This window comes from Gemmatimonadaceae bacterium (assembly GCA_020851035.1).
In the GTDB taxonomy this organism is placed as follows: Bacteria; Gemmatimonadota; Gemmatimonadetes; order Gemmatimonadales; family Gemmatimonadaceae; genus JACMLX01.
On the sequence record JADZDM010000023.1, the window covers coordinates 37,159 to 50,661 of the forward strand.

Genomic DNA, 13,503 nt, shown 5'->3' on the forward strand with positions numbered 1-13,503 from the left:
AATTGTGGATACGTTATCCACGGCGGTGTGGACAAACGCCCCAAGTGCTGTCACGACAAGCAGCTTCGTGCCGTCGCGGATGTGGAAATCACGGCCACCGACTTGCAGTGGTGCCCCGCATCGCTGGATTCACCCTCCCGGTCGGTGCATACTGGCGCAGACCTCCCACCTGCGGCACCGCGCGATGACCACGCTGGAACTCCCCACGGCTTCCACTCCGGTCCCGGCCTTCCTGGTCACGCGCTTCGCGCGGGGACGCCTCAGCCTCTGGATCCTGCTGAGCGCGATCGCCGCCGTGCTCGACCCCGCGCTGCTGCGCGACCTGCCCCGCTGGGTGTTCGCGATCTGGGCGTCGTGGATCGCCATCAGCGCGCTGCTCGTCATCGCGCTCGAATACGTGCTGCCGCCGGTGCGGCGGCACTGGCTCGACGCACTGCAGGCGTGCATCGACATCCCGGTGATCGTGCTGATCACCGTGTACGCCGGCGCCACGACCTACCTGCTCGCACCCTGCCTCGCCATCCCGGTGGCGTCGGCCACGGGGTGGCTGCCGAAACGTCCGGCGCTGAGTGTCGCCGCCGCCGCCGAGCTGGCAATGCTGGTCGTGATCATGCTCACCGCCGCGGGCGTGGCGACGCCGCAGCCCACCGGCGCGGCACGCCTCGCCGACGCGCCGCGCAGCTTCCTCGTGATGGTCCTCGCGCTGCAGGCGGCGTCGCTCGCCGTCATCGCCTACCTGCAGTTCTCGGCGGTGCGCGTCGCGCGTGACCGCCGCGACCGCTGGCAGCGGCTGTTCGACGGCGCCCCCGACTCGATCTTCGTGCTCGACCGGAATGCCAATGTCGTGCGCATGAACGCGGCCGCGCGGCGCATCACCGGCTTCACCGATGCCGAGATGCGCGCGGGCCAGGTGTCGCGGTTCACGGCCGTCGAGGACCGCGATCGCGCGATGACGCAGGTGAACCGCGCGCTCGCCGGCGAGAACTCGTCGTATGAGGCGCGTGGCGTGCGGGCCGACGGCTCGCTCGCGAACGTGCTCGTCTCGAACGCCCCGCTGGTGGAGGACGGGGCGATCACCGGCGTGCTCAGCATCGTGCACGACATCACCGACATCCGCCGCGCCGAGGAGGAACGCCGGCAGATGGAGCAGTCGCTGGACCAGCACCGCCGGCTGCTGCAGAGCATCGTCTCGACCGTGCCCACGTACCTGTACGTGCTCGACTTCCGCATGCACCGCGTGACGTTCGCGAACGACGCGCTCCTCCAGATGCTCGGCAAGTCGCTGGAGCAGATCTCCACGATGTCGCGCGACGGGCTGCTGGGCATGTACCACCCCGAGGACGTGGACACCATGCGCCGCGGCGCCGATGCGATGCGCACCGGCAGCGACATGAAGCTGGAGATGACGTACCGCCTCATGGGAGGCGACGGGGAGTGGCGGTGGCTCAGTGACTGCGTGACCGTCTTCGAACGCGACGCCGACGGCACCGTCACGCGCCTGCTCGGCTCGGCGATCGACATCACGGAGCAGAAGCGGGTGAGCGCCCAGCTCCGGTTCAGCGATGAGCTGTACCGCACGCTGATCGAGAACTACCCCGGCGGCGCCGTGCTGCTCTTCGACGGTGATGCACGCCTGCTGCTCGCTGCCGGCCGCGGGCTGAAGGAGGCCGGCCTCGACGAGTCGGGGTTGATCGGCGCGCCGTTCGGGCAGGGGCTGGACCAGCACACCGCCTCGCTCGTGCAGCGCCGCTGCCGGGCCGCCCTGCGCGGCACCGAGCAGCAGTTCGAGCTGCGCCTCGGCGAAAAGACGTATGACGTGCGCGCAGTGCCGGTGCGCGACGCCGACGGCACCATCCGCTTCGGCATGGCCCTGACGCTCGATGTCACCGAGCGCCGGCGGCTGGAGGCCGATGTGCGCCAGTCGCAGAAGATGGAGGCCGTCGGCACGCTGGCCGGCGGCATCGCCCACGACTTCAACAACATCCTCGCCTCCGTGATCGGCTACGCGGAGCTGGCGATGCTCGATGCCGAGTCCGACGAGCTGCAGGCCGACCTGCGGCAGGTGCTCACCGCCGCGGCGCGCGGCCGCCAGATGGTGCAGCGCATCCTGGCGTTCAGCCGCCGCAGCGGCGAGGAACTCCACCCGGTGGAGCTGGAGCCCATCGTCTCCGAGACGCTCCGGCTGCTCCTCCCCACGCTGCCCCCCGGCGTCACGATCGACTTCCACGACGAGGAGCGCGTGCCGGCGGTGCTGGGTGATGCCGGCCAGCTCCACCAGGTGGTCCTGAACCTCTGCGGCAACGCGATCTACGCGATGCGTGCCACCGGCGGCACGCTCACCGTGCGGCTCCTCCGCAGCGACCTGCTCGGCCAGCCGTACCTGCGCCTCGAGATCGCGGACACGGGCACCGGCATGAGCCCGGAGGTGCTGGAGCGGGCGCTCGACCCGTTCTTCACGACGAAGCCCCCCGACGAGGGCACCGGCATGGGCCTGGCCATGGTGCACGGCATCGTGACGGGCATGGGCGGCATCCTCAGGCTCGAATCGGAGGCCGGCAAGGGCACAGTGGCCATCGTGGACCTCCCGGCCGACCTGGGGCGCCCCACGCCGACCGCGAGCCTCGGCGTCGCCGACACGATCCCGCGCGGCCTCGAGCGCATCATGGTGGTGGACGACGAGCCTGCCGTCGCTGCGTTCCTCTCCAACGCGCTGGCCCGCTTCGGCTACCGCACGAGTGCCTTCACCAGCGCCGACGCGGCGATGGCGCAGCTCGCCGACCCGCAGGAGCACTACGACCTGCTGATCACCGACATGACGATGCCGCAGATCTCCGGCGAGGACCTCCTGCGCGAGGTCCGGCGCACCCACCCGAACCTTCCGGTGGTGGTCTGCACGGGCTTCAGCGCCAGCATGACGCCGGAGCGCGCCTACGAACTCGGCGCCGCCGGCTACCTCACCAAGCCGCTGTCGGTCAACGAGCTCGCGTTGCAGGTCCGTCGGATCCTCGACCTCGACACCGCCGCATCACGCTGACGTGGGGTCTGGCGAACAGCAAGAGCAACAGGCAGAGCAACCGGCAGAGCAACCGCCAGAGCAACAGCTTTGACGCAAAGGCGCAAAGGGGCGCCAAGGACGCAAAGCACAGCGGGACGCCGCGGTCGGCGATGCATGCCATCGTCGAGCGCAGGCGACGGGAACGAATTGAAGGGAAGAGCAACAGCGACAGCAACGGCGACAGCAACGGCGACAGCAACGGCGACAGCGACGGCAGGGCGACTGAACTGGTGCCGGAGTTGCACTTGCAGTTCACCTGCAGACCGATACCCCGGGTTGCTCGGAGCCGTGCGGCACACACGGAACTCTTTGCGTCCTTCGCCCCCTTTGTGGCCTTTGCGCTGAGCTGTTGTCGTGGTCGTGGCCGGTGCCGGCAGAAACGACGAAGGGGGCGCGTCCGAGTGGACGCGCCCCCTTCTGTCGTGCGACCGATTCCTTACGGGCGGATCGGCTTCAGTTCCGTGCGGCGGTTCAGCGCGCGACCGGCGCGGGTCCGGTTGTCGGCGCGCGGCTCGCTCGGGCCGTAGCCCTTCGTCTCGAGACGCGAGGCGTCGATGCCGGCGGCAACCAGCAGGCGCTTGACCGAGGCTGCGCGAGCCGCCGAGAGGCGGGTGTTCGCGCGGGCCGAGCCGGTGTTGTCGGTGTGGCCACCAACCTCGACACGGACCGTCGGCGAGGCCTTCAGCATGTCGGCGGCACGCAGCAGCACGGTCCGCGAGGCGGGCGTGAGAGCGGCGGAACCGGTGCGGAAGTTCACACCTTCGAGGACCAGGGTCTTGGCGGTGTCGAGCACCGAGTTGACGACCGGGCAACCCGTGGCATCCACGCGGGTGCCAGCCGGGGTGCTCGCGCAGCGGTCGGCGTCATCCATCACGCCGTCGCCGTCCGAGTCCTTCGGGACCGGGCAACCCTGAGCTGTGACCTGCGTGCCACGCGGCGTGTTCGGGCAGCGGTCGCTGGCATCCGCCACGCCGTCGCCGTCGCTGTCGATCGGGCAACCAGTGGCATCCACGCGCACACCAGCCGGCGTGTTCGCGCACTTGTCCTGGTAGTCCGCGACGCCGTCCTTGTCGCTGTCGACCGGGCAGCCAGTGCTGTCCACCGTCACGCCAGCCGGCGTGTTGGCGCACTTGTCCTGGAAGTCCGCGACACCATCACGGTCGCTGTCGAGCGGGCAGCCGGTCGCGTCGACACGCACACCTGCCGGCGTGCTCGCGCACTTGTCGTTCTTGTCGGCCACACCGTCGCCGTCAGCATCATGCGGCTTGGTGTTGAACAGGTAGCTGACGCCGAACTGGCCGCCGATGTTCGTGCTGCGCTTGTTGTTGAACAGGCGGTTCGTGCCGTTGTCGAACTGCGAGCCGTCCACCGTGACCGCGGCGCGGAACGCGACGTTGTCGGTCAGGCCGAGGCGCGCGCCGATCAGCGAGGCCCAGCTGTACTCATTGAACTTCTTCACGGTCTGAGCGGTGTTGGAACCAGCCGGCGAGTTGGGTTCCAGCCACCGCTGCTCATTGCGGACAGCGCCAAGTCCGAGGAGGAGCTCAACCTGCTCCTGCACCGGAATCGAGAAAACACCGCGGAGATGAATCGGCGTGTACGACGACAGCGAGCGCGTCGCCACAGGGACATTGGTCACGCGGCCGTTCGCGGACGAGAGCTCGGTCTCGACGGCGAAGTTCCGGTGCAAGTACAGGCCGAGCAGGCCGGTCGGCGAGGTCACGGACGAGAAGCTCTTGATGCCGACGTCCGACACGCGGACTCCGGCATTGACTTCGACCGTACCAGCCTGGGGCGTCTGCGCAAACAGCGGCGCTGCGCTGATCGCAAGCGCGAACAGCGAGCCCGCCGAGCGCAGGCGAACAGATAGCGTCATGCCACCTCCGAAGGGGTGTTAAGTGCGAGGGAGCTGCAGAGATTCCGGAATAGTCGCCCACCAGAGCCGATTGCGCTAGCGGTCCGGAACTTATTGGTACCGCAAGGGATGGGCCCGAACGCAGGCTGTTCTCCCGCATGCGGCGCACACCACCGTACTGCACGCCGGACTTCTGCTGCGTCCGGATCGAGCGGTCACCCGTGCACGAGTGACCGAGCACTGCACAAACTGTCGAGCTCGCCTGTGCACGAGGCACCGGTTGCTACACCACGCACGGCGCCACGTTTCACTGCCGTGCCCCTGGAAGTATCGGCTCGGAAGTCTCGGATCATCATCGCCAGTCCGGATGACGACCCGCATCGCCACGCGTCACACCACCCGTCCCGTCCCGCGCACCCAACCGACGCGGATGGCCGTCGCCGCAAGGAGCATCACACCCGTCACCATCCACGGCCCCACCGCGGCACCCTCCGCACGCGCCGCCCCGAGCAGCATCACGGCCAGCACCCACCCGGCGATACACAGGAGGTGCGCGACCACTTTCTGCTGCACCAGGACATGCACGGCCAGTGATGCGATCATCCAGCCGACGAATGGTGCCAGCACGCCCGCGACGACCCGCGCCGACAGCCACGCCACGTCGGGCACCACGCCGGCACCAAGGCCGGCACCGACCGCCGCGGCCACCGCCAGCAGTCCGACCACCACGCCCTGCGCCGCGACGACGCCGGCGACGCGACCGGCGATGAGCGCGCCGTCCGCCACCGGCAGCACGTCGAAGAACGCGGCCGACCGATCCTCGCGCTCCCTCCACACGAGCTCGCCAGCGTAGATCGTCGCCAGCAGGATCAGGAACAGTCGGGCATGGAGAGTCACAGCCGAGTACGCCAGCAGCGTCACGTCGGCGGCCGAAGGGGCGGAGACTTGCCGCCCGTCGAGCCAGGCGTGGACGCCGACATTCACCGCCCCAAGCAGGCTCAGCACACGCCAGCCGGCATCCCGCAGCATCCAGGCGGCTCCGTGCCGCGCCGTACCGAGTGCAGCGCGCCACGCGGGCAACGGCGCCATGGCTCGCATCGGCTGCACCAGCGGCGGTGCATCACCGATGGGCGGCTGCGGGGCACCGTCTGGGACGAGGCGCGGCCTGGGCAGCTCGTCGCCGGCGAGGAGCGCACGCAGCGCCACCAGCCCGCCCAGCGTCACCCACAGCCCCCGCGAGAGCACCAGGCCCAGCGTCACGGGCATCCCCCGCGCCACCCGCTCGGCGTCGGACCAGCCCAACGTGGCCTGCAGCAACGGGGCGCTGCCGAACGGGTCCAGCAGCACCGGCAGCAGGCCCGACCGTCCCGCCGTCACCACGTCCACCGCGCCGCTCCAGAACCAGATCAGCACCAGCCCCAATCCGACCAGCACCCAGAGCCGGCCCGACAGCACGCCGACGCCGAACTGCAGCAGGCCGACGGCGAGCATCGTGGGCAGCACCACCATCACGAACGGCGGCAGGCTGGCCGTCATCGCCTGCGACAGCGTCCCGCCACCGCCCACCGCCCCGGCGACCAGACCGACGGGAATCGCGCTGTAGACCAGGCCGAGCACGCCAAGTGCCGCGAGCAGCTTGCCGGTGAGGTATTCGCGCCGCGAGAGTGGCGTCACCGCCAGCAGTTCCGCCACCCGGTCGTGCCGGTCCCGCAGGACGACGGTCGCGGCCACCATCGTCGTGATCACCTGTCCGAAGGCCGTGAGCGCCGAGCTGGCGAGCATCATCGACCAGGCAGCATCCCGCGGCACGCTGCCGCGCCCGCGCACGAGTTCCACCGGCCCGGCCGCCGCGAATGCCGCGGCGAGCAGTCCCAGCACCAGCGCATAGAGCACCGTGAGCGGCTCGCGACGCTGCACGCGCCACTCCAGCCGCAGCACCGCCGCGATGCGCTGCCACGTGGTGGTGCCGGCCGTCATCGCGCCGTCGCCTCGGCGAACACGTCGTCGAGGGTGGGCACCGCCGTGGTGAAGCGTGGGTCCGGTGGCGCGTCGGCCAGCACGGTCACCTCCATCGCGCCACTCACCAGGAACTCGCGGATCACGCGCATGGTGGCGCGGGCGGCGATGCCGTCGGCCCGGGGCAACCGCGCACGATGGATGCGCCCCGCCAGTGCCGCGGCGAGCTGCGCCGGTGGCCCCTCCCGCACGATGCGACCCGCGTGCAGCACCACCGCCGTGTGGCAGAGCGCCTCCACGTCGGCCACCAGGTGCGTGGACAGCAGCACCGCCCGATCGGCGGCGAGCTCGATCAGCAGGTCGTGGATCCGGTGCCGTTCCGACGGGTCGAGCGCCACGGTCGGTTCATCCACGATCAGCACGTCGGGCGCCCCGATCAGTGCCACCGCGATGCCAAGCTGCTGCCGCATGCCGCCCGAGAGCGCGCGTACGGCACGGTCACGGTCGGCAGTGAGGTTGACACGGTCCAGCATCCCGCGCACCGCCTCGCGGCGCGCCGACGGGTCACCGAAGCCCTTGAGCAGGGCGAAGTGATCGAGCAGCTCGGCGCTGGTGAGCGCCGGCGGGAATCCGAACTCCTGCGGGAGATAGCCGATGTGCGCCCGCGCGCGCGCCGGCTCGGCCAGTGCGTCGATCCCCGCCACCACGACGCCACCACTCGCGGGGCGCTGCAGCGTGGCGAGCACGCGGAGCAGGGTGGACTTGCCGGCGCCGTTGGGCCCGAGCAGTCCCGTCACCTCGCCGCGGGGGACGCGCAGGCTCACGCCGTCGAGCGCGCGCACGCCGCCGGCGTACGTGACGGCGATGTCCCGCGCGGCGAGCATCGCGGCGCGCGGCGCGTCGTCAGTCGTCGTCGTCGTCCCGGTTCGTCCCCAGCACGAAGTGCATGATGCCGGCCGTGACGCTCACCACCAGCGAGCCGATGATGGCCGGCAGGATCCCGTCGACATGGAACCCGAAGCCAAGGCGCGCCGACAGGAACGAGGTGAGCAGCAGCATCAACCCGTTGATCACCAGCAGGAACAGGCCGAGCGTCAGGAGCACGACCGGGAACGAGAGGAGCTTGAGGATCGGCCGTACGATCACGTTCACGGTGCCGAAGACGAGGGCCACGCCGAGCAGCGCGGCGTAGTTGTCGCCGGTGAAGGAGATGCCGGGCACGAACCGCGTGGCCACCCAGAGGGCGGCGGCGGTGACGAGGAGGCGCAGCAGCAGCGTCACGGGGCGGGTCCGGAGCGGGAGGGATAATCGGCGCGCGCGCCCGGGCGGGCGCCGGCACGTACCGTCGGGGGCAAGCTACGCGCCCGTCGTGCGGCCGCGCAGCCCTGCGCGGCGCATCACGGCGTGGCGAGCGTGCCCAGGAACTCGCGCAGCGTCTCGCCCCAGATGGCGGGCAGCGAGTGCGTGCCATGCCCGCGGGTGCGTTCCGATACTGGCAGCAGGATGAAGCGCGCCTGCGGCATGCGTGCATCCAGCCGTTCCGCCATCCGCAGCTCCGGCGGGTTCACCTCGTCGTCCTCGGAATTGATGTGCAGCACCGGTACCCGGATGGTGGCCAGGTGCGGCGACGGGTCATAGTCGCTGCTGGCGTCGAACTGGTAGAGGAAGTCGTTGGCATCGGTGGCGGCGAGGCGGCCGTCGATGTAGGCGCGGATCACGCTGTCGGCGGCATCGCGGGTGGGGGCCTGACGCTGCTGCAGGAGCGGCGCCGTGCCCATGATCCAGAGGATCTCCATCGCCCCGCGAAGTCCCGCGCGCGGCGGCGCCGTGTACTCGCCGCCCTTCCACTCCGGGTCCTGCCGGATGGCATCCATCGCCAGGGTGCGCAGCATGCGGTTGCGGCCGGCGATCTGCGTCGGCACGCACGCCATCGGCGCCAGCGCGTCGGCGAAGCCGGGATACATCCAGCCCCAGGTGAAGGCGTGCATGCACCCCATCGACGTGCCGACGATGACGCGCAGGTGCGTGACCTGGAGCGCCTCGGTGAGCAGCCGCTGCTGGGCCGTGACCATGTCACGGTACCCGTACCGCGGGAAGCGCATGCGCATCCCGTCGCTGGGCTTCGACGAGCCGCCGTGCCCGATGCCGTCGGGGAGCACGATGTAGTAGCGCGAGGAGTCGAGGGGCTGGCCGGGCCCGAAGAGCCCACCGGCGTAGGTGGGGGAGAGGAACCCGCGCCCCGAGCCACCGGTGCCGTGCAGCACGAGCACCGCATTGCGGACCGTGCCGTCACTCCCGCGCCGCGGCGTGCCGAGCGTGGTGTAGTGGATGCGCAGCGAATCCAGCCGGCCGCCGGCGGTGAAGGCGACGTTGCGGAGCCAGGCATCGCCCTGGCGCCCGACCTGCGCCCAGGGATTGGCACCGACGGGCTGCGCGACGGCAACGGCGTTGCCGAGGGAGAGCAACAGTGCGGTACGCCGAAACGAACGGAACACGGTGAGCCTCGCGGTGGGAGCGTGGCACTCCGGCCGCGTCAGGAGGCGACCGCTGCGCTCGCCTCCCGGGCTGCCGTGTGCCGGTCGAGAACCTGACGCACCATCGCCAGCAGTTCCTGCGGTGTGAATGGTTTCTGCAGGAAGACACTGGCCGAGGGGTCGTCACTCGCGTTGGGAAAGCTGCCCGCGGTGTAGCCGGAAACGAAGAGCACGGCGGCGGAGGGCAGGTACTGCCGGGCCAGTTCGACCATCTCCTTCCCGCCCATCTCCGGCATGACCACGTCGGAGACGATCAGGTCGATCGAGTCACGCTCCCGGCGTGCCACCTGCAGGCCGTCACGTCCGTTGGTGGCTTCGAGCACGCGGTAGCCGGCGGCACGCAGTGCGCGCGCGGCGACGGCACGCACCTGCGGCTCGTCCTCCACCAGCAGCAGCGTCTCGCTCCCGCTGGCCACCACGGCCGGCGTGATGACAGGCTGCCGTTCCGTGCGCGCCGGAAGCGGCCCCTCGTAGCGCGGCAGCAGGATGAACACGGAGGTGCCGCGGGCCGGTGCGGACTCGATCCAGATCACGCCGTGATGCTGCCGGATGATGCCGTAGCACATCGCCAGCCCGAGCCCCGTGCCCTGCCCCACCGGCTTGGTGGTGTAGAACGGCTCGAAGACATGCGCGAGGGTCTCCTCGTCCATGCCGGAGCCGGTGTCGCTGATCACGATCTCGACGTAGTCACCCGCCGGCATGGGGCGCGGCAGCACGATCGCGCCGTCCCGGAGCGTGCGGTTCGCGGTGCGGATCGACAGGCGGCCGCCGCTGGGCATCGCGTCGCGCGCGTTGACGGTCACGTTCACCAGCACCTGCTCGAGCTGCGGGCCATCAGCACGGACATGCCAGAGGTTCTCGCCGAGCGAGACGCGCAGCGCGACATCGGGGCCGACGAGGCGGGAGAGCATGCGCTCCATCGTCGAGACGCGGTCGTTCAGCTCGATCGGCTGCTGCGAGACGGGCTGGCGCCGCGCGAAGGCGAGGAGCTGGCGCGTGAGCTGGGTGGCGCGTTCACCGGCCAGCTGCACGTCGGCGAGGTCGGCCTGCACCTCGTGGTCGGGGGGCAGGCACTCCCGCGCCACCGACGCGCTGCTGAGGATGGCGGTGAGCAGGTTGTTGAAGTCGTGTGCGATGCCGCCGGCGAGCCGTCCCACGGTGTCGAGGCGCTGGGCCTGCTGCAGCTGCTGCTCGAGTTTCCGCCGCTCGGTCACGTCGCGCGCGACGATCACGCCGCCGACCACGGCGGCGCCGTCGCGGATGGGGCGCGCGCTGACGTCGAAATACTCGGGCGCCGTGTCCAGCAGCTCGACCGAGGCCTCGAACACCTGGTCCTCGCCCGCGAGCAGCCCGGCGATGCGCTGCGGCCAGTCGTCGGTGGCACCACCGGGCATGGCATCGACCACGGGCATGCCGATGGCCGGAGCGTCCTTGCCGTGGCGACGCACGAAGGCCTCGAAGGCAGGGTTCCACGCCGAGAGCCGACCGTCGGCGCGGATCACGGACACGAGGTCCGGCACGGCGGCGAGCGCCGAGACGAGGCTGGCCCCGGAGGCACGCGCCATCCGCTCGGACTCCAGCTGGTTCGCGGCGGCACGGCGCACGAGTTCCTGCTCGTCCTCGAGCATCGCCAGTGCCGTCCCGATGCCCAGCGACGCCATGAGGAGCGCCCAGACCATGGGCACGGCCTGCACGAGGCCGGCACTGACGGGCGTGGGGCTCGCGACCACGAACACGACGAGGGCACTGTGGACGCCGAGTGCCACGAGTGTGCCGAGCACCCAGCGGATGCCGAGCGTGAGCGCGGCGCGGCGCGCCTGCCAGATGAGGGCCGCCGACACGACACAGGCCACGCCCTTCCAGCCTGCCATCAGGCCGACACGCACGAAGACGCGGAACGACACCTGCGCTGCCGCCGAGCCGCCGCCGAGCGCGAACGCGGGTACGAGGGCGACGAGGGCCGCCGCCGGCAGGACCAGCGTCCACCGGCGGCCGAGCGCCGTGGGCCCGCGCAGCAGCGAGATCGCACCCAGCACCAGCAGCACGCCGTACAGCAGCCCGCCCGTCTGTGCCCCCCACGTCACGATGTCCGGCCACGGCAGGGCATGCACCGCGCCGCCACTGGCACGGTCGACAGCACGGAGCCAGAGCGCCACCATGCCGAACGACAGGTGTGCGGCCTCGGCCAGCCACGCCGCGGCCCAGAATCGCAGGAACGGGCGCGGATAGTATCGACCGAGCACATACAGCGCGCAGGCGAGCAGCAGCGCCATCGCGGCCTGTGTCGCGACGGCAGAGTACAGCGCGAAGGGAGAGAGGCCCATGACCGTGAGTCGAGGTACGCCGCACCGTACAGGGTGCCGGCGATCACCGGAACAGCTGCGCACAACGTACCACACACGCGACCCGGAACTCTTAGTGCGCACTCATCCGCAATTGCCGGATTCCGTCCGGGATGCGACTGTTGAGGCATGATGATCATCTACGAAGTCACGACCGACGTGCAGCCGGACCACATCGAGGCCTACGAGCGCTACATGCGGGAACGCCACATTCCCGACGTGATGGCCACCGGCTGCTTCGTGAGCGCCACGCTCACGCACTCCATCCCCGGGCGCTACCGCGTGGCCTACCTGGCCAGGAACATGGACGTCCTCGACGAGTACCTCGGCGCGCATTCCGAGCAGTTCCGGGATGATTTCGCGGCGGAGCTTGGCAGCAACGTGCGCGTCTCGCGCGAGGTCTGGGCCGAGATGCACCGCTGGACTGCGGGCGGCGACGCCAGTCCCTGAGACGGGCGCCGCCGGGAGCGCCACGGCCCACCACTTCCGGAACACCTGACAGACATCGGGTAGGACGCGAGATTGCGGGACACCGGCAACGCGCCGGCGCCACGCCTTCATCCGCACCCAATCCAGCCCATGCGCCTGTCCAGACTCATCGCCGGCCTGCTGATCCTCGCAGCCGCTCCCGCGCTGCGTGCGCAGACCGCACCGGCGCCGGAGATCGGGATCCTCCTGCCGGCCAACAACGCCCGTGTCACCAGCCCGGTGACGGTCCGCTTCCGCCTCGCGAACTATGGCGTGGCTCCGGCCGGCACGAACATGGAGCGCACGGGGCACTTCCACATCCTCATCGACCGCGAGGCCGGCGCGCCGGGTACCGTGATCCCCGCCGACAGCCTGCATGTGCACTACGGCAAGGGACAGATCGAGGTGAGTGTGCCGATGACACCCGGCCGTCACGTGCTCCGCGCCGTGCTCGGCGACTACCAGCACAAGGTGATCGGCCCCGAGCTCGTCTCGGCGCCGGTGACCGTCACCGTCCGCGCCCCGCGCTGACCGGCGGCATCAGGATCGCGCCCTCGAGCCGCAGCGAGGCATCACGCGGCGCCTGCAGGGTCTCCTGCACGGCGCCGCGACTCATGGCGATGGCCGAGACACCGGCATCGAACGCATCCTCCGACCCGCACATCAGCGCACACAGGTCCCGCGCCTGCTCCGGGAAGTGCCGTGCGAGGTGCGCCGCGCGGGCCGTGCCACTGCGCTTGACCACCGCGCCCGTGAAGCACCGCGGATAGATCTCGGCCACGGTGTGCGTGCCGGCCGGATCGAAGGGCCACACCGACCAGCCGGCCGTGCGGAGCGTCAGCAGCATCGGCATCCCGCGAATCGAGCCGGTCCCCACCGAACCCGCCCCACCGATCTGGAACACCGACCTGGCGCCGGGGACCTGCCGTCGCTCGCAGTCGCGCAGCCCATCCGGCGCGGCGTGCGGGCGCGGACGCCCGGGGCGCCCCCAGAACGGTGGCGCGCAGTCTCGCAGCCAGCGCTCACCGTCATCCCGCACGGCGGCCCACTGCGCCGGCCCGTCGCGCCACCCGCGCTCCGCCGCGAACCAGGCCGGGAAGGCGAACGCGAAGTCCAGCCCCACCACGCATGGGGCGGACTCCAAGCGCCGGTCGAGCAGAAACTGCAGCACGGCCGCACGGCTTCCGGGTGGGTACAGTGCGTGCAAGACGCCACCGGTGGCGCGGGCCACCCAGATGTGCTGCGCGGCGCCGGTCGCGGCGCCGGACCAGTCCACGGCGATGCACTCCATCG

10 protein-coding genes are annotated in these 13,503 nt (G+C 70.8%); 3 read left to right on the top strand and 7 right to left on the bottom strand.

The features are described 5' to 3' along the window. Window positions 1-184: 184 nt before the first annotated feature. Window positions 185-3,034, top strand: coding sequence for a PAS domain S-box protein (locus IT355_15675; protein MCC7054711.1), 2,850 nt, complete (start codon window positions 185-187; stop codon window positions 3,032-3,034). A 457-nt stretch (window positions 3,035-3,491) separates the two neighbouring features. Here the strand turns inward: IT355_15675 and IT355_15680 are convergent, their stop codons facing one another. From IT355_15680 to IT355_15705, 6 genes are all read right to left on the bottom strand, one after another. Next, window positions 3,492-4,931 carry an OmpA family protein gene (locus IT355_15680; GenBank protein ID MCC7054712.1) on the bottom strand — a complete coding sequence of 480 codons (1,440 nt, stop codon included), beginning with the start codon at window positions 4,929-4,931 and terminating at the stop codon, window positions 3,492-3,494. Between the two features lie 369 nt (window positions 4,932-5,300). Continuing rightward, window positions 5,301-6,887 (bottom strand): hypothetical protein, encoded by a 1,587-nt coding sequence (locus IT355_15685; GenBank protein ID MCC7054713.1) that lies wholly within the window; start codon window positions 6,885-6,887, stop codon window positions 5,301-5,303. Beyond that, window positions 6,884-7,750, bottom strand: coding sequence for an ATP-binding cassette domain-containing protein (locus tag IT355_15690; protein MCC7054714.1), 867 nt, complete (start codon window positions 7,748-7,750; stop codon window positions 6,884-6,886). The genes IT355_15685 and IT355_15690 overlap by 4 nt, the downstream gene beginning before the upstream one ends. 19 nt (window positions 7,751-7,769) lie before the next feature. Continuing rightward, a complete protein-coding gene (locus tag IT355_15695) occupies window positions 7,770-8,147 on the bottom strand; it encodes a phage holin family protein (protein MCC7054715.1) in 378 nt (125 codons plus the stop codon). A 116-nt stretch (window positions 8,148-8,263) separates the two neighbouring features. Next, window positions 8,264-9,361, bottom strand: a complete 1,098-nt coding sequence (locus IT355_15700; GenBank protein MCC7054716.1) for an alpha/beta fold hydrolase — start codon at window positions 9,359-9,361, stop codon at window positions 8,264-8,266. A gap of 38 nt (window positions 9,362-9,399) precedes the next feature. Beyond that, complete coding sequence (locus IT355_15705) at window positions 9,400-11,724, bottom strand: response regulator (protein MCC7054717.1); 2,325 nt, start codon at window positions 11,722-11,724, stop codon at window positions 9,400-9,402. 147 nt (window positions 11,725-11,871) lie between these two features. On the opposite strand from IT355_15705, the gene IT355_15710 reads away from it, so the two are divergent. Next, the gene (locus tag IT355_15710; protein ID MCC7054718.1) at window positions 11,872-12,192 is read left to right on the top strand and encodes a DUF4286 family protein; all 321 of its coding nucleotides are present in this window, start codon (window positions 11,872-11,874) and stop codon (window positions 12,190-12,192) included. Window positions 12,193-12,321: 129 nt separating this feature from the next. Next, window positions 12,322-12,741, top strand: coding sequence for a DUF4399 domain-containing protein (locus IT355_15715; GenBank protein ID MCC7054719.1), 420 nt, complete (start codon window positions 12,322-12,324; stop codon window positions 12,739-12,741). Here IT355_15715 and IT355_15720 read toward each other — a convergent pair. Continuing rightward, a complete protein-coding gene (locus IT355_15720) occupies window positions 12,719-13,501 on the bottom strand; it encodes a hypothetical protein (GenBank protein MCC7054720.1) in 783 nt (260 codons plus the stop codon). The genes IT355_15715 and IT355_15720 overlap by 23 nt on opposite strands. Window positions 13,502-13,503: the final 2 nt, after the last annotated feature.